This window comes from Thermomonas sp. (genome assembly GCF_041905325.1).
Classification (GTDB): domain Bacteria; phylum Pseudomonadota; class Gammaproteobacteria; order Xanthomonadales; family Xanthomonadaceae; genus Thermomonas.
Window position 1 is genome coordinate 36390 of the sequence record NZ_JAYRLK010000012.1, and the last position, 20538, is coordinate 56927.

The window sequence follows — 20538 nt, forward strand, 5'->3', positions numbered from 1 at the left end:
GCCGCGCCATGAACATCCTGCTGTTCCTGATCCCCATCAGTCTGGTCATGATCGGCGCGGCCGCCCTGTTGTTTGCGTGGGCGGTCAAGCACGGCCAGTTCGAAGACCTGGACACCCCCGCGCTGGACATCCTGCGCGAAGACCCGCCACCGCTGCGCGAGCCGCCCCAACCCGCCGCCAGCACGGCCCCCGACGATGCCGGTTGACCTGCTCGTCCTCGGCGCGGCGCTGCTCACCGGCGTGTTGGGCGGGGCGCACTGCGTGGCGATGTGCGGCGGCATCGCCACCGGCTTTTCCACCCATTCGCGCGGCCTGTGGCCGGCGCTGCAACCCAACCTGGGCCGGGTACTGGGCTATGTGCTGGCCGGCGCGCTGGTGGGCGGCGTAGGCGGCGGCTTGCTGGGCTTGGCGCGATTGCCGTGGCTGCCGCAGGCGATGCGCGCGGCGGTGGGCTTGGTGCTGATCCTCGCCGGCCTGCGCATGCTGGACCGCGGCAACAAACTGCCGCGCTTCTTCGGCGGCCCCGGCAACCGCCTGTGGCAGCTGCTGCGCCCGCTGCAACGCCGTCTGCTGCCGGCCAACACCACCCCGCGGCGCGTGCTGCTGGGCATGCTGTGGGGTTGGATGCCCTGCGGCCTGTCCACCACCCTGCTGGCCGCTGCGTGGTTGTCGGCGAGTGCCGTGCATGGCGCGCTGACCATGGCCGCATTCGGGCTGGGCACCTTGCCGGTGATGGTGTCGCTGACCTGGGCCGGGCAGCGCATCGGCCAGCGTTTGCAACGCGGCCCCTTCCGCATCGGTGCCGGGCTGCTGGTGATCGCCGCCGGCGCGTTGACCGTCGCCGCCCCGTGGCTGCTGCATCTGCCCGCCCTGCACGGACTGCTCGCCGCACTGGGCTGCCGCAGCCTGCCAGGCTGAACCGACCTCACCGGCGAACCCGCTGCGCATGCGCCGTGTGACAAACACACGCCTGCTCCCCCACAATCGAGGCTACCGCCGGGGAGACGGGGAACACGATGGGTGACGGGGATTCGCTGCACGCAGGCAGCAGATTCGGACCGTTCGAATTGCTGCAACTACTGGGCGAAGGCAGCCACGGGATGGTATGGCTGGCGCGGCAATCGCACCCCAGGCGCAAGGTCGCGCTGAAGATCCTCAAGGGCACGCTGGCCGATCCGCAACTGGAATCCCGCTTCTTCCGCGAAGTGGAATTGCTGGCGATGCTGGAACACCCCGGCATCGCCCGCTTGTACGAGTCCGGCAGCGTGGCCACCGCCACCGGCAACGTGCACTGGCTGGCGATGGAATACGTGGAGGGCCGCACCCTGCAAGACTGGGCCAGCAGCCGTCCCGCCCCGCGCCACTGCGTGGCATTGCTGGTGCAGTTGTGCCAGGCGGTGCACTTCGCGCATACCCGCGGCGTGGTGCATCGCGACATCAAGCCCTCCAACATCCTGGTGGATGCGGACAACCATCCGCACATCATCGATTTCGGCATTGCCGCCGCACTGGACCGCAGTGACCTGACCCGGATGACGGTGGCCGGCAGCGTGCTGGGCACCCTGCCCTACATGAGCCCGCAACAACTGGACGGCAGCCAGCCCAGTGATCCGCGCTGGGACGTCTATGCCCTCGGTGCGATTGCCTACGAACTGCTGGGCGGGCAATTGCCGCACCCGGGGCTGACCACGGCGGTGTCGCTGCTGGCGGCAATGAAAATCCTCGACGCCGCGCCGCCGGTGCCGCTGGGCCGCATTTCCCGCGAGAACCGCGGCGATCTGGAAACCGTGGTGATGAAGGCCATCGCCCGCGAACAGGACGACCGCTACGGCTCCGCCGCCGAATTCGCCAATGACCTGCAACGCTGGCAGCAGGGGCTGCCGGTCTCCGCCTCGCCACCGGGCACCTTCCACCTGCTGCGCCTGTTCGTGCGCCGGCACCGCGCACTGGCCTGGTCAGGCGCGGCGATCGCCGCCACCCTGATGCTGGCCACCGTGGTGTCGGTGCACATGGCGATGGCCGAAGCCGACGCGCGCCGCACGGCCGAACTGCGGCTGGCCGAACGCGACAGCGTCAACAGCTTCCTTACCGATATGCTGCTGTCGGCCGACCCGGAACTGGGGGCCGGCAGCGACATCCGCGTGCGCGAATGGCTGGTGGGCACCAATGCCGGCTACCAGAGCCGCGTCGCCACCCTGCCCGCCGAGGTGCGCCTGCCGCTGGCCAAGACGCTGGGTGCAGCCTTGCTGCACATGGGCGAGCCGGACCGCGCGCAACCACGCCTGAACGAAGCCAGGCAGCTGGCCGCCCGCCTCTATGGCCCGGAATCCCCCGCCACCCTAGCCATTGCCATCGATGCCGCACAGGCCGCAGGTGCCAGCCAATCCCGGGCCGCCATCACCACCTTGCGTGCCCTGCAAGCCCAGGCCGGGAAGCAGGGAAATGCCCAGCAGGAAGTGGATGCCGGCATCTCGCTGACTTCATTGCTGGAAGCCAACGGGGACGTCGAGGCCGCCTTCAAGGTGGCCACCTCCACCTTGGCACGCGCACGCGCCAGCCTGCCTGAAAATGCCCCTTCGCGGGTGTCGGCGATGCACAACCAGGCCTCGATGCTCAAGCTTCGTGGCGACTTCGCCGAAGCCGCGCCGCTGGCACGCGAGGTCTACCGGAAGCGTTTGGCCATGCTCGGCCCGAACCATCCCCTGACCCTGTATTCGCACAACCAGCTCGGCAGCATCCTGGAGCGCCTGGGCGACACCGCGCAAGCCGAAGCAATCTATCGCGAGACCCTGGCCGCCCGTCGCGCGGCACTGGGCAACGAGAGCCCCAGCACGCTGGCCACCCTCAACAACCTCAGCGGGTTGCTGATCCAGCGCGGTGCCCTGCAAGACGCGATGCCGTTGCTCGATGAACTCATCCAAGGCACGCGCGAACGCTTCGGCCCGAATGGCGCGCAAACCCTGATGGCGATGAACCAGCGCGCCTATGCACTGGAAGACCTCGGCCAGCTCGATGCGGCGGAAGCACAGCTGCGGGAAATCGTGGCGATCCAGCAAGCGCAAGGCGGACCGATGCACCCCGAGCGGCTGGCACCGCGCAGCAACCTGGCGATGCTGCTGTCCAAGCGCGGCAAGCACACCGACGCCATCGCCACCATGCGCGCGGTGGTGGCCGATGCCGGCACCGCGCTTGGCGAGCAGCACCCCTACGTCGGCATCTTCCGCAGCAATTACGGCGAAATCCTGGCCAATGCCGGGCAGCCCGCTGCCGCCCGCGTGGAGCTGCAAAAAGCCCAAGCCATCCTGGAAGCCAAGCTGGGCCCCGACCACGCCCGCACCCGCAAGAACGCCGCGCGCCTGGCTGCGCTGGGAGCCCATGCATGAAGCACTGGTTCGTCCGGCCCCGGCCCGCCACGAACGCGCAAGCCCCGGCGGTGGCAGAGCTGCACCAGCAATTGGCCGTGGTGCAAGCGGTGGAACTGGAACGCAAGCGCATCTTCGATGACCTGCACGACGACATCGGCAGCGCACTGCTCACCCTGCTGCACCGCGTTCCCGCCAGCGAGCAGCAACTGGTGCGGGAAATCCTCCAGGACCTGCGCGGCATCCTCGCCCGCGAACGCGGCGTGGAAGGCACCTTGCTGGAAGTGCTGGCGCAACTGCGCGACGAAACCGAACAGCGCCTGCTCACCCGCGCCATCGAATTGCAATGGCAACAAGCCGATGACCTGCCGGACCCGCCGCTCGACCGCGCGCAGGCCATGCACCTGTTCCGCATCGGCCGCGAATCGGTCACCAATGCCCTGCGCCATGCCGCACCGGCACGCCTGCGCATCGTGGTGGACCGGGTGGGCGGCGACCTGATCTTCGAAGTCACCGATGATGGCCGCTTCGACCCGGCGCGCATCGGCGACGGGCGCGGCACCCGCAGCATGCGTTCGCGCGCGGACGAGCTGCACGGCGACATCCATTGGCAGCAGGGCACCTTGGGCGGCACCAAGGTCCACCTGCGGTTCCCGCTGCCCGCCGCCCCCGCAACCACGGGATGCCCACCCGCCTCCACGCCAGCGACACTCCCGCCATGAGCCCGATGCCCACCTGCGCACTGCTGCTGGAAGACCTGGCCGATGTCGCCGCCTGGTTGCAAGCCCTGTTGCTTGATCGTTTCCCGGGCATCACCGTGGCCCATGCCGCCAGCCTGGCCGAAGCTCATCGCCTGCTGGATGCCGGCCTGCAGCCGCAGCTGGCGCTGGTGGACCTGGGCCTGCCGGATGGCGACGGCACCCAGTTGATCCGCCCGCTGGCGCAGCAGCATCCGGCCTGCACGATCGTCGTCACCACCCTGTTCGGCGACGATGCCCACGTGTTCCCGGCCCTGCGTGCCGGGGCCCAGGGCTACCTGCTCAAGGATCAACCGGAAGACCGGCTGGCGGCCGCACTGGACGGCATCCTGCGCGGCGAGCCGCCGCTGTCGCCAGCCATCGCCCAGCGCCTGCTGCGCGAATTCCACCTGCCGGGAGACGCCGCCACCGATGCCGAGGCCCTGACCGCACGCGAACGCGACGTGCTGGTCCTGGTCAGCAAGGGCTGCCGCCTGCCGGAATTGGCGGAAAAGCTGCAGATCAGCCGGCACACCGTGTCCGACCACCTGAAAAACATCTACCGCAAGCTCAACGTCAACAGCCGCGCCGAAGCCACGCTGGAGGCCGCGCGCATGGGCCTGGTGCGGCCCTGACACCGCCACGAGGGCACAGGCTTGGCCTGCGCCCTCGCCACGATGCATCCGTCTCAGCCGGCGGGCTTGCTGGCGGGCTTGGCCGCGGGCTTGCTGTCAGGCCTGGCGGCGGGTTTGGCCGTTGCAACCGTGGCTGGTGCGGCAGCCGGCTCGCACTTGCTGAACTTGCCATTGGCATCGCGGCAGGCCTTCTTCGCTGGGGCCGCCACCGCTGCCGGACAGGCAATGAACTTGCCCTTGGCATCACGGCACTGGGCCCGCTTGCCTGCTGTCGCGGGCTTGGCGGCCGCAGCCGGCATCGGTTTCGTGGGGGATGCAGGAACACCCGCAACGGCTTGCGCGGCAAACAGCACCAGGCCAGCCAGGGCAACGGATTGCAGAAGCGTCTTCATGGGAACTCCGGAGGCGATGGAAGAAGGGGGCCACATCGGCCAACGCCATCGTGCTACGGCCCGGCCTGCCGCGAAATGGTCGCAACATGACGATTCCGTCATCTTCCTGCAAGCGCGTCCCGGTTGCATCAGCGGTCGCTCCCGCATTCTGTGGTAAATAAAAGGCAATCAGCGAAGCAGCGCCCATTCCCGGAAATCTGTCGATGCCGCTTGGATCCGCTTTTCCACATCCCGGACAACCCGACGCACCCCTGCCGCAACGCGTCCTGCTGGTGGAAAACTCGCGCGCCTACACCTCGATGCTGCGCGAAGCCATCGAACAACGCGTGGAGCTGCCGGTCAGCGTGGCCAGCAGCCTCGCCGAAGCGCGCGCCTTGCTGGATGCGCAGGATGACTGGTTCCTGGTCCTGACCGGCATGGTGCTGGCCGACGGCGACCGCGACCAGATCCTCGACTTCTTCAATGCCCGCAACCTGTCCACCATCGTGGTCAGCGGCGTCTACGACGAGGAACTGCGCAAACGCGCCCTGCAGCAGCAAATCATCGACTACGTGCTGAAAAGCACGCCCGACAGCATCGACTACCTGGTCTGGCTGGTGCAGCGGCTGGAGCGCAACCGCCGGATCAGCGCGCTGGTGGTGGATGACCAACTGTCCTCGCGCTCCTTCATTTCCTCGCTGCTGGCGGTGCAGGGCTACCGCGTGGCCAGCGTGGCCGACGGCAACTCCGCGCTGCGCACGGTGGAGGCGGATCCCAGCATCCGCCTGTGCATCGTCGACCAGGAAATGCCGACCATGGACGGCATCGAACTGACCCGCCGCCTGCGCCAGCTGCGCGCACGCGACCGCATGGCGGTGATCGGCGTCTCCGGCAGCACCGATGCCTCGCTGATCCCGCGCTTTCTCAAGAGCGGTGCCAACGACTTCCTGCGCAAGCCGTTTTCGCGCGAGGAATTCTTCTGCCGCGTGTCACAGAACGTCGAACAGCTGGAATTGATCGGTACCTTGCAGGACCTGGCCACCCGCGACTTCCTCACCGGCCTGCCCAACCGTCGCAGCTTCCTCGAACAAAGCGAAAGACTCCTCGCCCAGAGCAAAAGCGACGACATCACCGTGTCGATCCTCGACATCGACCACTTCAAGCACGTCAACGACAGTTACGGCCACGAGGCCGGCGACCAGGCGCTGCGCGCCATGGCCCAGACCCTGCTTGCACACACTCGCCCCGGCGACTACAGCGGCCGTTTCGGCGGCGAGGAATTCTGCATGCTGGTGCATGGCCTCGATGCCGAAGCTGCGCACCAGCACCTGGAGGCGTTGCGCAAGGCGGTGGAGGCCATGTGCATCGACATCAGCGGCAGGCCCTTGAAGATCACCATCAGCATCGGTGCCTGCCGCCGCTCGGTGGAATTTTCCACCCTGCACAAACTGCTGGGCGAAGCCGACCGCCACCTGTACCTGGCCAAGGCCGGCGGCCGCAACCAGGTACGCGGGTTCGATCCGGAATAGATCAGACCTCCGTCACCGCCGCCGCGTGCACGCCCGCCACCGCGCGGCCCGACGGATCGGCCATGGTCGCAAAGCTGGCGTCCCATGCAATCGCCGCCGGTGACGAACAGGCGATCGACTTCCCACCCGGCACCGTTTCCGCCGCTGCCGGCGATGGGTAAATCCGCTCGAACAGCGTGCGATAGAAATAGGCTTCCTTGGTCTGCGGCGGATTCACCGGAAAGCGCTTGTCGGCGGCCGCCAACTCGCGATCGCTCACCTGCGCCTCGGCGTGCGCCTTCAGCCCGTCGATCCAGCCATAGCCCACGCCATCGCTGAACTGCTCCTTCTGCCGCCACAGGATTTCCGGTGGCAGGTAGCCCTCGAACGCCGCGCGCAGCACGCCTTTCTCCATCCGCTGCGGGCCGCCATCGCCCTTGCGCACCATCTTGTGCGCGGCGTCCATGCGCATTGCCACGTCCAGGAACTCGCGGTCCAGGAACGGCACCCGCGGCTCCACCCCCCAGGCCATCATCGACTTGTTGGCGCGCAGGCAGTCGTAGTTGCACAGCGCATCGAGCTTGCGCACCAGTTCCGCGTGGAACTCGCGCGCATTGGGCGCCTTGTGGAAGTACAGGTAGCCGCCGAACACCTCGTCGCTGCCCTCGCCGGAGAGCACCATCTTCACCCCCATCGCCTTGATCCGGCGGGCCAGCAGGAACATCGGCGTCGAAGCGCGGATGGTGGTGACGTCATAGCTTTCGATGTGCCGGATCACTTCCGGCAGCGCGTCGAGCCCTTCCTCGAAGGTGTATTCGAAGCCGTGGTGAACCGTGCCCAGCATGTCCGCCGCCACCTTCGCCGCAGCGAGGTCGGGCGAGCCCTTCAGGCCGATGGCGAAGCTGTGCAGGCGCGGCCACCACGCCTCGGACCGGTCGCCGTCCTCGATCCGGTGGCGGGCGTAGCGCGCCGCCACCGCCGCCACCAGCGACGAATCCAGGCCGCCCGACAGCAGCACGCCATAGGGCACGTCGGTCATCAACTGGCGATGCACGGCCGCCTCGAACGCTTCGCGCAGTTCGGCCAGCGGCACCTCGACGCCTGCCACCGCGTCGTAGTCGCGCCACGGGCGCGCGTAGTACTGCGTCAGTGCGCCGGTCGCGGTGTCGTACCAATGCCCGGGCGGGAACTGCGCCACGTCGGCGCAATCGTCGGCCAGCGCCTTCATCTCCGACGCCACCCGCAGCCGCCCCTGCGCATCGTGGCCCCAGTACAGCGGCACCACGCCGATGGGGTCGCGGGCGATGATCGCGCGGCCTTTTTCGCGGTCCCAAAGTGCGAACGCGAAGATGCCGTTGAGGCGATTGAGGAAGGAGGCTGGTTCATCCTCGCGGTACAGCGCGTTGATGACCTCGCAATCGGATTCGGTCTGGAACGCATAGGGTTGCTGCAACCCCTTCTTCAGCGCGCGGTGGTTGTAGATCTCGCCGTTCACCGCCAGCGCCAGGCCGCCGTCCTCCGACAGCAACGGCTGCGCACCGCCGGCCGGATCGACGATCGCCAATCGCTCGTGGACCAGCAACGCGCCGGCATCGAGGTACACGCCACTCCAATCCGGGCCACGGTGGCGCTGGCGGGCGGAGCGTTCCAGCGCCTCGCGGCGCAGTGACCGGCTTTCATCGAGGGATTGCAGGCCGAAGATCCCGAAGATCGAACACATGGCGAAGTCCTGAAGGGCGTGGGGAAGGGGAAAACGAAAAAGCCCGCCTCTTGCGAGGCGGGCTTTGCTGGTATCCGGCTGTCTTGCCTTGCCTATGCGCGGGCCCGCAGCCGCGCACGAATGTTCGTGCCGCGATTGTTGCGGTTGCGATTGTTGGTGTTGGCGAAGGCGGCGTGCATGGGTTGATCGTGCACCAACTCCCTGCCATCGTGCAAGTGACGGTTTTGCATGCAACTTCATCCACGCAAGGTTCGGACACACGATGCGCGCAGCGTTCAAGCGGTTTGCCGGGGTGTTGCTGCTGGGGGTTGGCACCACGCTGGCCGGCGGCTGGTGGCTGCTGCATGGCAGCTTGCCGCAGCTGGAGGGGCAGGTGCGCCTGCCGGGGCTGTCGGCTGCCGTCAGCCTCAGCCGCGATGCCAACGGCACCGTCACGATCGATGCCGCCAACGAATCCGACGCCCTGCGTGCACTGGGCTACGTGCACGCGCAGGAACGTTATTTCGAAATGGACCTGATGCGCCGCAGCGCCGCCGGTGAACTGGCGGCACTGGTCGGCCCGAAGGCGCTGGAGGTGGACAAGCAGCACCGCCTGCACCGCCTGCGGGCACGGGTGCAACAGCAACTACCCGCGATCGCCGGCGACAAGCGTGCCCAGCTGGATGCGTACGTGGCCGGCGTGAATGCCGGCCTGGCCGCGCTGCGGGTGCGTCCGTGGCCCTACCTGCTGCTGCGCGAAACGCCGCAGCCGTGGCGTGCCGAAGACACCCCGTTGGCGGCCTTCGCGATGTATTTCGACCTGCAAGGCGGCGAAGACAAGAGCGAGCTGGCGCTATGGCGCATGCAGCCGCATGTGCCGCCGGCGTTGTACGCGCTGCTGGCCCACGACGGTAGCCGTTGGGATGCACCGCTGGAAGGGGCCGCACGCGGCGATGCGGTGCTGCCCGGGCCGGACGCGGTGAACCTGCGCAGCTTGGCCGATGACCATCAGGGCCGCGCCAGCCCGGAAGCCAAAGGCAGCCCCGGCAGCAACAACTTCGCGGTGGCCGGCACCCTTACCCGCGACGGCCGCGCCATCCTCGCCGACGACATGCACCTGACCCTGCGTGCGCCCAACATCTGGTTCCGCGCACGCCTGCGCTACCCCGACCCCCGCGCTCCCGGCGGGCGCGTGGACGTGCAAGGCGTCACCCTGCCCGGCCTGCCGCTGGTCGTCGCCGGCAGCAACGGGCACCTGGCCTGGGGCTTCACCAACAGCTACATCGACACGATGGACTGGAAGCTGGAACAACCCTGCGGCGCACCCGCCGCGCAAGGCTGCGCCGCAGTCACCCGGCATCGGGAACGTCTTGATGTTGCCCACGGCAAGCCGGTCGATTTCCCGGTGGACGAAACCGCCTGGGGCCCGATCGCCGAACGCCAGCCCGATGGCCGCGTGCTCAGCCTGCGTTGGTCGGCGCAGCTACCCGGTGCGATCAACCTGGGGCTGTCGAAATTCGCCGCCGCCGGCACGCTGGGGGACGCGTTGAACATCGCGCAAACCATCGGCATGCCCACCCAGAACCTGCTGCTGGGCGATGCGCACGGCAACATCGTCTGGCGGCTGCTGGGGCCGGTTCCGCAACGCGCAGCCAGCTGCACGCTGGCTGCCAGTGTGGAAGATCCACGCAAAGAAGATTGCCCGCCGTGGTCGCAATCGGCACGCGACAACCCGTTGCTGCGCTCGCCCACGCACGACCGCCTGTGGACCGCCAATGCCCGCGTGCTGGACGGTGCGGCGCTGGCGAAGGTGGGCGATGGCGGCTACACGTTGGGCGCACGCCAAGCACAGATTCGCGACGATTTGCAGGCCCGCAACCGCTTCAACGAACGTGACCTGCTGGACATCCAGCTGGATGACCGCGCCGTCCTGCTGACGCCGTGGCAACACCTGCTGCAAGACCGCGCCGCCGCCGGCAGGACACCGGCCATGCAAGCACTGGCACGCGCCGCAAGCAGGTGGGACGGCCGCGCCGCGGTGGATTCGGTGAGTTACCGCATCGTGCGCGCATGGCGGCTGGCGGTGCACAAGCGGATTGCCGATGGCCTCACCGCACCGGCGCGGGTCGCGCTGGGCAAGGACTTCATCATGCCCGACCTGCCACAGTTGGAAGGCATCGTCTGGCCACTGGTGACGCAACGCCCGGACAACCTGCTGCCGCGCCGGTTCGCCAGCTGGGGCGCGCTGTTCGAAGACGCGGCCACCGACGTCCGCAACGACCTGCAAGCGCACGGCCCGTTGCCGCAGCGCACCTGGGGCGAACGCAATACCGCCGCCATCTGCCACCCGTTGGCCGCCGCCATCCCCTTCGCCAAACCGTGGCTGTGCATGCCCGCCGAGCCATTGGCCGGCGACGGCAACATGCCACGCGTCACCGGGCCTTCTTTCGGCGCATCCGAGCGCATGGTGGTGTCCCCCGGCCACGAAGCCGACGGCTATTTCCACATGCCCGGCGGGCAAAGCGGCCACCCGCTCTCGCCGTTCTGGGGTGCCGGCCATGCAGCCTGGGTGCAGGGCAAACCCACGCCGTTCCTGCCTGGCCCGGTGCGCCACACGCTGATCCTGGCTCCGCCCGCCCGCTGACCCCGGATACGGTGTCCTCAGGCAGGTGGGCGGAACGCGTTTTTCCATTCGCGCAGTACGCCGAAGACCTCGGCATCGCCCACCAACGGCCTGCCCGCACGGGCCTGCGCCGCCGCCCGCACCGCCGGTTCCGCGCAGCGCAGGAACGGGTTGCAGGCACGCTCGTCGGCCATGCGGGTGGGCAGGCTGGGCCGGCCATCGGCCCGCAACGCCCTGGCGTTGGCGCTACATGCCAGCAGGGCGGGGTTGTCCGGCTCCACCGCCAGCGCGAAAGCGGCATTGGCCAGCGTGTATTCGTGCGCGCAACAGATCCGCAGATCGCCCGGCAGCGCAGCCAGCCGCATCAGTGACGCATGCATCTGTGCCGGCGTGCCTTCGAACATCCGCCCGCAGCCGAGACTGAACAGGGTGTCGCCGCAGAACAACAGGCCTTCGCCGTGATAGGCCACATGGCTGCGGGTATGCCCGGGAACCGCCAGCACATGGAATCGCCAAGGGCCGATGGCGAGGCTGTCACCCTCCGCAACCCGCTGGCTGGCCACGGGAATGCGCGCATCCTGCGGCGCGTGCACCGGCGTGCCGGGCCACCGTCGCAGCAACGCCTCCACCCCGCCGATGTGATCGCCGTGGTGGTGGGTGACAAGGATGGCGTGGGGAGGCGGAGAATCGCCCAGCGCCTCCAGCACCGGCGTCGCGTCACCCGGATCGACCACCAGGGCGCGGCCCGTCGGATCGCGCAGCAACCAGATGTAGTTGTCATCGAAAGCGGGGATCGGCAGCAGTTCCATGTTTCCGGCGGTGACGGCGCGCGGGCTTTCCCGCAAAATCACGACCATGCCGTCACCCGCCTTCCCGCGTCAACCCGAACCCGCCGCCGTGGCCTGGTTCACCAGCGCTGCGGGCCAGGCCCTGCTGGCCAGCGAAGCCGGTTGCGTGGCCGATGCCCTGCACCAGCGTCCCGGGCAGCCACTGCTGTGGCTGGGGCCGCACGCCACGCCGCTGCCCGGGGGAGCCACCACCGGGGTGCTGCTGCGCCTGCATCCTGCACCCGCCGCCGGCTACACCGGCGGGCTGCGCTGCGGGTTGCCATTGCCGCTGGCCAATGACTGCTGCGCCACCATCGTGGTGCAACACGCCGGCGACATCGACGCCACTGCGGCGAGCCTGCTGGAAGAGTGCACGCGGGTCCTGCTGCCGGGTGGCTGGGTGTGGCTGCTGGCGCTCAACCCGCTGTCGCCCTACCGGCTGCGCTGGCGCGGGCAAGGCCTGTCCGCGCGCGAACCGATCACCTGGCGTCGCCGCCTGCGCGCGGCGGGCCTGGCGCCGGAAGCCGTGTCGCAGGGCGTGGGGCCGCGCTGGGACATCGCCGCTGCGGCCGGGGAACAGGACGGTGCCGGCCTGCGCGCGGCCTTTCTGCTGCGCGCCCAGAAGCGGGTACACCCACTGACCCCGTTGCGCCAACCACGCCCGCTTGGTTGGCAAACCGGAACCCCGGCATGACTCCGGCACGCAAGCAGGTGGACGTGCATACCGATGGTGCCTGCCTGGGGAATCCCGGGCCGGGGGGCTGGGCCGCCCTGCTGCGCTGGCGCGGCATCGAGCGCGAACTGGCCGGCGGCGAGGCCGCCACCACCAACAACCGGATGGAATTGATGGCCGCCATCGCCGCACTGGAAACCCTCAAGGAACCCTGCGACGTGGTGCTGACCACCGACTCGCAATACGTCCGCCAGGGCATCACCGAGTGGATGGCCGGCTGGCTGCGCCGCGGCTGGAAAACCGCCGGCGGCGAGCCGGTCAAGAACCGCGACCTGTGGGAACGCCTGCATGCCGCAGCGGCACGGCATGTGGTGGACTGGCGCTGGGTCAAAGGCCATGCCGGGCATCCCGACAACGAGCGCGTGGACCAGTTGGCGCGCGCACAGGCCCTCATTTGCAAGGAACAGGCAGGCTGATGCGGCAAGTCATTCTCGATACCGAAACCACCGGCCTGGAATGGCGCAAGGGTAACCGGGTGGTGGAAATCGGCTGCGTGGAACTGCTGGAGCGTCGCCCCAGCGGGCGCACTTTCCACTGCTACCTGAACCCGGACCGGGAGTTCGAGCAGGGCGCGCAGGAAGTCACCGGGCTGACCCTGGAATTCCTGGCCGACAAGCCGCGCTTTGCCGACGTCGCCGATGAATTCCTCGCCTTCATCGACGGCGCCGAGCTCGTCATCCACAACGCCGCGTTCGACCTGGGCTTCCTCGATGCCGAACTGGCCCGGCTGGAAGGCCGCGGCAGCATCCTCGAGCGCTGCACGGTGGAAGACACCCTGCTGATGGCGCGCAAGCGCTATCCCGGGCAGCGCAATTCGCTGGATGCCTTGTGCAAGCGACTGGGCGTGGACAACTCGCAACGCCAGCTGCACGGCGCATTGCTGGATGCGCAGATCCTGATGGACGTGTACCTGGCGCTGACCTCCGGCCAGGGTGAAATCGGCTTCGACGCCGGGCCCGCGCAGCAGACGGCCGCGGCGCAGGTGGCGATGGCGGTGCCGGTGGGCGATGCCGGCCAGCGTCCGCGCGTGCGCATCGGCGACGACGAAGCCCGCGCGCATGCCGAGCGGCTGGCGGGCTTGCAGAAAAAAGCCGGCCGTTGCCTGTGGCTGGAGCTGGAAGCGGAAAACGCCTGACGCCGCGCCGTCAGTGGCGGCGTACCAGGATCACCGTCACGTTGTCGGAACCACCGCCGTCCAGGGCCGCCGCCACCAGCCCATCCACGCATTCCTGCGCGCTGCACTCGTGGTGCGCCAGCACCTGCGCAATCTGGCGATCCTCCACTTCCTCGGTCAGTCCGTCGCTGCACAGCAGCAACTGCATTCCGGTGCGCAATTCGCCGGTCAGGGTTTCCACGTTCAACTGCTCGGGCGCGGTGACGCCCAACGCCTGCGTGACCACGTTGCGATGCGGGTGGCTGCGCGCCTGGTCGGCACTGATGGCCCCTTGGGCGATCAACTCCTGCACGTAACTGTGGTCGTGCGAAATCTGCGTGAGCGCGCCATCACGCCACAGATACACCCGGCTGTCGCCCACCCAGGCCACCTCGAAGCGGGCACCATTGACCCTTGCGACCACCACGGTGGTGCCCATCGGCAGGCTGTCGCCGCGACGCCGCGAGCAGCGGATGATCTCCTCATCCGCCACCCGGATCGCCCCGGCCAGCGTATTGCCGGCGCGAATCTCGCGGACGATGGCCTCGCGTGCCAGCGCGCTGGCCACCTCGCCGTACTCGTGGCCGCCCATGCCGTCGGCCACCAGCCACAGCCCCAGGTCGCTGTCGCCGTAGTAGGTGTCCTCGTTCAACTCGCGCCGCAAGCCGACGTGGGTCAGGTGTCCGAATTCGATCATGCGTGCGGCGGGCGTCCGGGGCTTGTAGGGGAAAACGGGATCATGCACGCAAACCGGACGTTGCCACAGGGTGCCGCACGTGAGGGTTCATGGTGCACCCGGGAAGCGCGCCCGGCTTGTGTCGAAAGTGGGGGGTGGGTTGACGCACGTCGCGAATCACGGGTGACTCAGAAATGCGAAACGCCCCTTGCGGGGCGCTTTGCGTAGCTGGCGGAGAGGGAGGGATTCGAACCCTCGGTAGGCTATAAACCTACGCCTGATTTCGAGTCAGGTACATTCAACCGCTCTGCCACCTCTCCGGAAGTGGGCTGCGAATGATACCGGGGCGCGAAGATCGCGGCAAGACGCGCCGCGATCAGGGTGCTGCGCAGCCGTCACACACGCGCTCGACCCGGTACCCCCGGGCCCGCAGCTTTTCCACCAGCCCGTCGCTGCCGAGCAGGTGCAGCGCACCGACCACCACCAGCGTGTTGGTTTTCCTGTCCTCGGCCAGTCGCTTTTCCACCTTGGGCAACCAGGCGTCGTTGCGCGCCACGTCCAGCAGGCGATAGCTCTCGGGGGTCTTGCGTGCCATCTCCGCGCGCATGTCGGTATCCAGCCGGGTCACGTCGCCGGCACGCCACCAGTCGTGCATGTCCTGCAATTGGCGCACGGCCTTGCGCGGGTCGTCGAGGAACTCCTCCAGCCCCTGCGCCTGCTCCGCGTAGGGCGCGCTGTCCATCGCCTGCAATTGTTCGTCGATGGTTTCCAGCCCCGCCGCCGGCTTGCCGGCCTTGCCGGCGCGCTCCATCAGCTGGCGGTCCAGCCCCAGTTCCGGGCGGAAGCCCATCGCCTGGGTCACCCCCAGCAGCAGCCCCAGGTTCACCGCCCACGGCTCGCTGTGCTCCACCGCTTGCAGGGTGCCGCCGCTGGCGGACAACAGGGTCCCCAGCTTGTCCAGCGTGGCCTTGGGCAGCACCGTGCTCAGGGTTTTGCCATTGTCGTACCCCATGTATTTCTGCATCGCCACCACGGTCTCCGGCGCGGTCATCGCCGCCGGGTCCACCTCGAACAGCAACGCGGCACTGTCGTCGAAGGCACGGTCCACTTCGGCCGGCAGCGGGTAGTCGTCCTGCTTGAGCAGGTGGAACGCGCCCAGCAGGTACACCGCGCTGTCGGCATCCGACACTTTCCACAGCAAGGCGTGGCGGGTCGCCGCAGGGGCCGTCGCACTCGTCGTGCTCGACGTGCTGGCAGGCGCGGGGGCGGCCTGGCCGGCCCGGGTGGCGGGGACCAGCAGTGCGGTCAATGCGATGGCCAGCAGTAGCGATTTCATGGTGTCGTCCTTGGCGTTGGATGAAAGGTTGTCAGGGTTTGCGATAGGCCTTCTCGCCTGCCTCCACGCGCAGGTCCAACCGGTTTTCCGGTGGCGGCAACGGACAGGTGGCGAACGGCGTGAACGCGCACGGCGGATTGTAGGCGCGGTTGAAATCCAGCAGCACGCGGCCCTTGGCGTCGGGTTTGGCGGCATCGAGGAAGCGCCCGGCGCCGTAGCTGCCGTGGCCGCTGGTGCGGTCGGCGAACACCAGGAACAGCCCGCCCTCGCCCTCGTCCAGTGCCTCGATGCGATACGCCCTGCCGTCACGGGTGAATTCCACCGCACCGGGGTTGGGGATGTCCTGCACCACGCCGATGATGTTGCCGATCGGCAAGGTCTTGCCGGCGGGATGCGGCACGAAGCGCGCCACCACCTGCCAGCCGCGCCCGCCCGGCCAGTATTGCAGGCCGGTGAAACGCAGGCGGCTGTCGGCATCGGCATGGCGCACCCGCAGCAACAGGGTGTCGCCGCGCCGGATCACCGTGGCCAGGCCCTTGCCGGCATCGAAGCCGATGACATCCGGCCCGCCAGCATCGGCATCGCTGCGCACGTTGCCACCCCGGCCCGGCACCCCATTGAGGGTGACATCGGCATCGGCGCGAAAGGCGACCCGGCCCTGCTGCACGGTGAACAAGCCCAGATGCGGTGGCCCCATGCGCAGGCGGATGCCGTTGTCGACACCGCTGCCCACGCGGTGCACGCCGGGCTCCAGGCGTTCCAGCCCGATCAGGCTGGTCCAGCCATCGGGCTTGGTCAGCTCGGCAAGGCGTTGCGCACGCCATGCGGCCTGCGCGGTCTGGTAGTTCGCCAAGGCCCGTGCCCGTGCGGCACGCTCGGCGGCGCTGGGGCCGGCATCGCGCCCGCAAGCAACCAGCAGAGCCACGCCGGCCAGCAACGTGGCCGTCCGCATCAACGTCCGCGCAGGAACCATTTGTCCATCTCCGCCAGCGAGAAGCGCGTCCAGGTGGGACGGCCGTGGTTGCATTGCCCGGAGCGCTCGGTGGCTTCCATCTCGCGCAGCAGGGCGTTCATCTCGGGAATCGTGAGCCGGCGGTTGGCGCGCACCGCGCCGTGGCAGGCCATGGTCGCCAGCAGTTCATCGCGGGTCTCGGCGATGCGCCGCGTGGTGCCGTGCTCGCGCAGGTCGGTGAGCACATCGCGCAACAGCGCCTCCACGTCGCCGTGCGCCAACAGCGCCGGCACGCTGCGCAGCAGCAGCGACTGCGGGCCGCTGCGTTGTACCTCGAAGCCCAGCTGCGCCAGCGTCTCCGCTTCGCGCTCGGCCACGTCGGCCTCGCGCTCGGACACGGCGAGACTGCTGGGCACCAGCAGCGGCTGCGTGCGCAGGCCGGCACCGTCATGCGCGGCCTTCAGCTTCTCGTAGCCGATGCGCTCGTGCGCGGCGTGCATGTCGACCACGATGAGGCCGTCGGCGTCCTCGGCCAGGATGTAGATGCCGTGCAGCTGGGCGACGGCGAAGCCCAGCGGCGGCATGCCGCCGGGCGCGTCGTCGGGCATCTGCATGACCGGTGCCGATGGCAGCGATGCCATCTCGTCGCGCGGTGCGTACAGCGCGGCGTAGGCCGCGGGCGCATCGGCGACCCGCAGGCCCATCGCCTGCTGCTGCGGCGCGGCGGGCATCGCCCAGCGCGGCGCCTCCCCGCCGCCGGCCGCCATCGGCGGCGTGGGCGCGGCGACGCTGCCGGCACGGGTGTCGGCCAGCGCGGCGTGCAGGGTGCGATAGACGAAATCGTGGACCAGGCGCGATTCGCGGAAGCGCACCTCGTGCTTGGCCGGGTGCACGTTGACGTCGACGCCGCGCGGGTCCAGCTCCAGGAACAGCACGTAGGCCGGGTGGCGGCCGTGGAACAGCACGTCGCTGTAGGCCTGCCGCACCGCGTGGGCGACGTTGCGGTCGCGCACGCTGCGGCCGTTGACGTACAGGTACTGCTGGTCGGCGCTGGCGCGGTTGTAGGCCGGCTGCGCGATCCAGCCGTGCAGGCGCATGCCGGCGCCGGCGTGGTCGACGCGCAGCGCGTTGCGCGCGAACTCCTCGCCCAGCGCCTCGTGCAGGCGCACTTCCGAGAGCAGATCGCCCTCGCCCTTCCAGCGCCGCGACGGTTTGCCATTGTGGGTGACGCGCAGCTCCACGTCGGGCCGCGCCAATGCCAGCGTGCGCAGCCAGTCCTCGATGTGCGACAGCTCGGTGCGCTCGGCGCGCAGGAACTTGCGCCGCGCCGGCACGTTGAAGAACAGGTCGCGCACCTCGACGGTGGTGCCGTGCGGATGCGCGTTCGGCGCGACTTCGCCCAGCTTGCCGCCGTCGATGCGCAGCTCGGCGCCGTGCTGGGCCTCGCGCCGCCGCGAGGCGAGCCGGAAGCGGCTGACCGACGCCACCGACGGCAGCGCCTCGCCGCGGAAGCCCAGCGTGGCCACCGCTTCCAGGTCGTCGATGGAGGCGATCTTGCTGGTGGCGTGGCGGCTCACCGCCAGCGGCAGCTCCTCCGGCGCGATGCCGCCGCCGTCGTCGCGGATGCGGATCAGGCGGATGCCGCCTTCCTCCAGGTCGATGTCGATGCGTTTGGCACCGGCGTCCAGCGCGTTTTCGACCAGTTCCTTGACCACCGAAGCGGGCCGCTCGACGACTTCGCCGGCGGCGATCTGGTTGATGAGGACTTCGGGAAGCTGGCGGATATTCACCCGCGCAGTGTAACGGCTGGCCGTCAGCGGCTGCCGCCGATGCCGGTGCGCGCGGGCGCATCCGCAGCCGCTGGCTGCGCGGCCTGTGCGCGCGCCGCGTACAAGGTGCCCGGCGGCGGCTGGCGCGAGAAGTAGGTGTCGATGCCATCGAGGATCGCGGCGGCCAGCGTGCGCTGGAAGGCGGGATCGGTCAGGCGCTTTTCTTCATCCGGATTGGAAATGAAGGCGGTTTCCACCAGCATCGCCGGCATCTTGTCGGAGGTACGCAGCACCGCGAAATTGGCACGCTCGATGTCGGGCTTGTGGTTGTTGCCCACCCGCTTGAGCCCGCCCAGTACATGGTCGGCGGCATCTTCGGACGCCTTCATGTTGCCGCTCTGGGTGAGATCCAGCAGCACCGAGGTCAGGGTGTTGTCGGAGACCCGCACACGCCCGCCACCAATCACGTCGGCGGCGTTTTCCTTGTCGGCCAGCCAGCGCGCGCGCTGCGAGGACGCCCCGCGGGTGGACAACACGTAGACCGAAGAGCCGCGCGCGCTGCGGTTTTCGGCGGCATCGGCATGAATCGACAGGAAAATGTCGGCCTTGTTGGCGCTGGCGCGACGGGCGCGGTATTCCAGCGGGATGAACACGTCGGTATCGCGGGTCAGGTACGCACGCAGGCCGGGGGTGGCATTGACCTGCCGCGCCAGTTCACGGGCGATGGCCAGCGTGACGTCCTTCTCGCGGGCACCGTTCAGCCCGTGCGCGCCGGGGTCCTGGCCACCGTGGCCGGCGTCGATGGCCACCACCAGTGGGCGCATGCCGGGCTGCAATGCCGGACGTGCCGCCCGCGGCACCACGGCGGGCAGTGCGGGAGCCGGGGTCGGCACCGCCGGGCCTGCGCCCGTCGAGGCGTGCGGGTCCGCTGCCACCAAAGCCGGGGCCGGTTTGCGGGCGATCTCGGCAATCGGGTCCGGAGACGGCGGCGGCGGGGTGGCCGGCACCACCGCAACCTTCGCCGTGGCCGGGTTGTCGCCGGGCCATTCCAGTACCAGGGTGTAACCACTGGCGGTGGTTTCCAGCGTGGTGGGAATGGCCTGCACCTTGGCGGCCAGATCGAACACCACCCGCACCGTGCCCGGCACGGGCTGGCCGGTGCGCACGCCCTTCACCATGCCGGCGCTGGCCGGCAACGCCAGGCCATGTGCCAACTGGGTGCCGGGAAAGTCCACCGCCAACCGCTCGGGGTTCGCCAGCGGGATCAGGCGATAAGGGCCGGCCTTGTCGAGATGCAGTTCCGCGCGCGTGCCGGTGGCGCTGGTTTCGATACGCAACTGCTTGATTTCAGATGCATTTGCAGCCCGTGGCGCAAGCGCAGCCACCAGCCAGACGGCCAGCGGGCAAATGCTGTGGCGGAGCCCCGGGAAGCGCATGACCGGGAGTAAATCACCACTTGCGCGAATTCGCAAGCATTTTTCCCTTTTGAATCCGTGGCCTGCGCCACTTTCCTCAACCGGAAGAAAACAGTTTCCCGCAACTTACACGCCCATCCCTTCCAGCCACTGTCGGCCCACCGGGGTCCGTGGCGCGAGCACGCACTGCCTTCCGGCTCCGGCCACCGCCAAGCGGATGTCGAGGTCGGCCATGGGCAGCCCGCCCTGCCCGCGTTCCGGCCATTCCACCAGCCACAGCCGGGCCTCGGCCGGGTCAAGACCGAGGAACTCCAGCTCGCCGGGATTGCCGATGCGGTACAGGTCCAGATGCAGGGCCAACCCACCGGCAGGCAGCGCGTACTGTTCCACCAAGGTGTAGGTGGGGCTGCGGATGGTGCCGGTGACGCCGAGCGCCCGCAGCAGAGCGCGCGCCAGGGTGGACTTGCCGGCACCGAGGTCGCCGTGCAGGTGGGCAACGGCACGAGCCGGCAATTGCCGGGCCAGCCGCGCGCCCAGCGCTTCGGTGGCGGCGGTATCTTCGAGTTGAAGTTCGATCATCTAAGTCAAGCCGAGACGGCTGTTGGTGGAGGCGTTGCTCTTGCCCATCCGCTGGTCCAGCGCATTCACCGTGTAGGTGGTGGTGGTGCCGGATTTTGTGTGGCTGGCCAGCCGCCCGAACGGATCGTAGGCCAGCGCGTTGGCCACGTCCACGCCGCTGATG

The 20538-nt window shown here is 68.9% G+C and carries 19 protein-coding genes and 1 tRNA gene; 10 read left to right on the forward strand and 10 right to left on the reverse strand.

Annotated elements, in window-relative coordinates; all coding sequences use genetic code 11:
• Positions 1-8: 8 nt before the first annotated feature.
• The 5 genes from ccoS to ACE3OK_RS11360 all read left to right on the forward strand — a co-directional run bounded on the left by ccoS (position 9) and on the right by ACE3OK_RS11360 (position 4734).
• On the forward strand, positions 9-206 hold the full coding sequence (gene ccoS, locus ACE3OK_RS11340; protein WP_374249654.1) for a cbb3-type cytochrome oxidase assembly protein CcoS: 198 nt from the start codon (positions 9-11) through the stop codon (positions 204-206).
• Positions 196-918: a sulfite exporter TauE/SafE family protein gene (locus tag ACE3OK_RS11345; RefSeq protein WP_374249655.1), complete on the forward strand. Its 723-nt coding sequence runs from the start codon at positions 196-198 to the stop codon at positions 916-918. Before ccoS ends, ACE3OK_RS11345 begins: the two co-directional genes overlap by 11 nt.
• A 98-nt stretch (positions 919-1016) precedes the next feature.
• A complete protein-coding gene (locus ACE3OK_RS11350; protein ID WP_374249656.1) occupies positions 1017-3383 on the forward strand; it encodes a tetratricopeptide repeat protein in 2367 nt (788 codons plus the stop codon).
• On the forward strand, positions 3380-4084 hold the full coding sequence (locus tag ACE3OK_RS11355) for a sensor histidine kinase (protein WP_374249657.1): 705 nt from the start codon (positions 3380-3382) through the stop codon (positions 4082-4084). The genes ACE3OK_RS11350 and ACE3OK_RS11355 overlap by 4 nt, the downstream gene beginning before the upstream one ends.
• A complete protein-coding gene (locus ACE3OK_RS11360; protein WP_374249658.1) occupies positions 4081-4734 on the forward strand; it encodes a response regulator in 654 nt (217 codons plus the stop codon). Before ACE3OK_RS11355 ends, ACE3OK_RS11360 begins: the two co-directional genes overlap by 4 nt.
• Before the next feature lie 53 nt (positions 4735-4787).
• Here the strand turns inward: ACE3OK_RS11360 and ACE3OK_RS11365 are convergent, their stop codons facing one another.
• Positions 4788-5126 (reverse strand): hypothetical protein, encoded by a 339-nt coding sequence (locus tag ACE3OK_RS11365; protein WP_374249659.1) that lies wholly within the window; start codon positions 5124-5126, stop codon positions 4788-4790.
• Positions 5127-5329: 203 nt separating this feature from the next.
• On the opposite strand from ACE3OK_RS11365, the gene ACE3OK_RS11370 reads away from it, so the two are divergent.
• Positions 5330-6634 carry a diguanylate cyclase gene (locus tag ACE3OK_RS11370; RefSeq protein WP_374249660.1) on the forward strand — a complete coding sequence of 435 codons (1305 nt, stop codon included), beginning with the start codon at positions 5330-5332 and terminating at the stop codon, positions 6632-6634.
• Between the two features lies 1 nt (position 6635).
• Here ACE3OK_RS11370 and asnB read toward each other — a convergent pair whose 3' ends face one another.
• Positions 6636-8333 carry an asparagine synthase B gene (gene asnB / locus ACE3OK_RS11375; protein ID WP_374249661.1) on the reverse strand — a complete coding sequence of 566 codons (1698 nt, stop codon included), beginning with the start codon at positions 8331-8333 and terminating at the stop codon, positions 6636-6638.
• 262 nt (positions 8334-8595) lie between these two features.
• Between asnB and ACE3OK_RS11380 the strand changes: the two genes are divergently transcribed.
• Positions 8596-10956: a penicillin acylase family protein gene (locus tag ACE3OK_RS11380; protein WP_374249662.1), complete on the forward strand. Its 2361-nt coding sequence runs from the start codon at positions 8596-8598 to the stop codon at positions 10954-10956.
• 17 nt (positions 10957-10973) lie between these two features.
• Here ACE3OK_RS11380 and gloB read toward each other — a convergent pair whose 3' ends face one another.
• Positions 10974-11744: a hydroxyacylglutathione hydrolase gene (gene gloB, locus ACE3OK_RS11385; RefSeq protein WP_374249663.1), complete on the reverse strand. Its 771-nt coding sequence runs from the start codon at positions 11742-11744 to the stop codon at positions 10974-10976.
• 46 nt (positions 11745-11790) lie between these two features.
• Here gloB and ACE3OK_RS11390 point away from each other — a divergent pair, with 46 nt between their 5' ends.
• From ACE3OK_RS11390 to dnaQ, 3 genes are read left to right on the forward strand one after another with little or no spacing between them, the layout of a single operon-like run.
• Positions 11791-12456, forward strand: coding sequence for a hypothetical protein (locus ACE3OK_RS11390; protein WP_374249664.1), 666 nt, complete (start codon positions 11791-11793; stop codon positions 12454-12456).
• The gene (gene rnhA / locus ACE3OK_RS11395) at positions 12453-12911 is read left to right on the forward strand and encodes a ribonuclease HI (protein ID WP_374249665.1); all 459 of its coding nucleotides are present in this window, start codon (positions 12453-12455) and stop codon (positions 12909-12911) included. The genes ACE3OK_RS11390 and rnhA overlap by 4 nt, the downstream gene beginning before the upstream one ends.
• Positions 12911-13630, forward strand: a complete 720-nt coding sequence (gene dnaQ, locus ACE3OK_RS11400) for a DNA polymerase III subunit epsilon (protein ID WP_374249666.1) — start codon at positions 12911-12913, stop codon at positions 13628-13630. Before rnhA ends, dnaQ begins: the two co-directional genes overlap by 1 nt.
• A 10-nt stretch (positions 13631-13640) precedes the next feature.
• Here dnaQ and ACE3OK_RS11405 read toward each other — a convergent pair whose 3' ends face one another.
• From ACE3OK_RS11405 to tsaE, 7 genes are all read right to left on the reverse strand, one after another.
• The gene (locus ACE3OK_RS11405; RefSeq protein WP_374249667.1) at positions 13641-14345 is read right to left on the reverse strand and encodes a PP2C family serine/threonine-protein phosphatase; all 705 of its coding nucleotides are present in this window, start codon (positions 14343-14345) and stop codon (positions 13641-13643) included.
• A gap of 208 nt (positions 14346-14553) precedes the next feature.
• Positions 14554-14644: transfer RNA gene (locus ACE3OK_RS11410), tRNA-Ser, on the reverse strand.
• Positions 14645-14700: 56 nt separating this feature from the next.
• On the reverse strand, positions 14701-15660 hold the full coding sequence (locus ACE3OK_RS11415) for a TraB/GumN family protein (RefSeq protein WP_374249668.1): 960 nt from the start codon (positions 15658-15660) through the stop codon (positions 14701-14703).
• Positions 15661-15691: 31 nt separating this feature from the next.
• Positions 15692-16612: a DUF1684 domain-containing protein gene (locus tag ACE3OK_RS11420; protein ID WP_374249669.1), complete on the reverse strand. Its 921-nt coding sequence runs from the start codon at positions 16610-16612 to the stop codon at positions 15692-15694.
• Positions 16612-18402, reverse strand: coding sequence for a DNA mismatch repair endonuclease MutL (mutL, locus tag ACE3OK_RS11425; RefSeq protein WP_374249670.1), 1791 nt, complete (start codon positions 18400-18402; stop codon positions 16612-16614). Before mutL ends, ACE3OK_RS11420 begins: the two co-directional genes overlap by 1 nt.
• 23 nt (positions 18403-18425) lie before the next feature.
• Entirely contained in the window at positions 18426-19817 is a 1392-nt protein-coding gene (locus ACE3OK_RS11430; RefSeq protein WP_374249671.1) for an N-acetylmuramoyl-L-alanine amidase, read from the reverse strand.
• A gap of 105 nt (positions 19818-19922) precedes the next feature.
• On the reverse strand, positions 19923-20375 hold the full coding sequence (gene tsaE, locus ACE3OK_RS11435; protein ID WP_374249672.1) for a tRNA (adenosine(37)-N6)-threonylcarbamoyltransferase complex ATPase subunit type 1 TsaE: 453 nt from the start codon (positions 20373-20375) through the stop codon (positions 19923-19925).
• Positions 20376-20538 lie beyond the last annotated feature (163 nt).

Bases quoted from the DNA above. Each gene is read 5' to 3' on its own strand.
- ACE3OK_RS11430 (WP_374249671.1), bottom strand. From the start codon at position 19,817: ATGCGCTTCCCGGGGCTCCGCCACAGCATTTGCCCGCTGGCCGTCTGG.
- ACE3OK_RS11365 (WP_374249659.1), bottom strand. From the start codon at position 5,126: ATGAAGACGCTTCTGCAATCCGTTGCCCTGGCTGGCCTGGTGCTGTTT.
- dnaQ (WP_374249666.1), top strand. From the start codon at position 12,911: ATGCGGCAAGTCATTCTCGATACCGAAACCACCGGCCTGGAATGGCGC.
- ACE3OK_RS11370 (WP_374249660.1), top strand. From the start codon at position 5,330: ATGCCGCTTGGATCCGCTTTTCCACATCCCGGACAACCCGACGCACCC.
- ACE3OK_RS11405 (WP_374249667.1), bottom strand. From the start codon at position 14,345: ATGATCGAATTCGGACACCTGACCCACGTCGGCTTGCGGCGCGAGTTG.
- ACE3OK_RS11415 (WP_374249668.1), bottom strand. From the start codon at position 15,660: ATGAAATCGCTACTGCTGGCCATCGCATTGACCGCACTGCTGGTCCCC.
- ACE3OK_RS11350 (WP_374249656.1), top strand. From the start codon at position 1,017: ATGGGTGACGGGGATTCGCTGCACGCAGGCAGCAGATTCGGACCGTTC.
- ACE3OK_RS11360 (WP_374249658.1), top strand. From the start codon at position 4,081: ATGAGCCCGATGCCCACCTGCGCACTGCTGCTGGAAGACCTGGCCGAT.
- ACE3OK_RS11420 (WP_374249669.1), bottom strand. From the start codon at position 16,612: ATGCGGACGGCCACGTTGCTGGCCGGCGTGGCTCTGCTGGTTGCTTGC.
- ACE3OK_RS11390 (WP_374249664.1), top strand. From the start codon at position 11,791: ATGCCGTCACCCGCCTTCCCGCGTCAACCCGAACCCGCCGCCGTGGCC.
- ACE3OK_RS11380 (WP_374249662.1), top strand. From the start codon at position 8,596: ATGCGCGCAGCGTTCAAGCGGTTTGCCGGGGTGTTGCTGCTGGGGGTT.
- tsaE (WP_374249672.1), bottom strand. From the start codon at position 20,375: ATGATCGAACTTCAACTCGAAGATACCGCCGCCACCGAAGCGCTGGGC.
- gloB (WP_374249663.1), bottom strand. From the start codon at position 11,744: ATGGAACTGCTGCCGATCCCCGCTTTCGATGACAACTACATCTGGTTG.
- ACE3OK_RS11355 (WP_374249657.1), top strand. From the start codon at position 3,380: ATGAAGCACTGGTTCGTCCGGCCCCGGCCCGCCACGAACGCGCAAGCC.
- asnB (WP_374249661.1), bottom strand. From the start codon at position 8,333: ATGTGTTCGATCTTCGGGATCTTCGGCCTGCAATCCCTCGATGAAAGC.
- ccoS (WP_374249654.1), top strand. From the start codon at position 9: ATGAACATCCTGCTGTTCCTGATCCCCATCAGTCTGGTCATGATCGGC.
- rnhA (WP_374249665.1), top strand. From the start codon at position 12,453: ATGACTCCGGCACGCAAGCAGGTGGACGTGCATACCGATGGTGCCTGC.
- ACE3OK_RS11345 (WP_374249655.1), top strand. From the start codon at position 196: ATGCCGGTTGACCTGCTCGTCCTCGGCGCGGCGCTGCTCACCGGCGTG.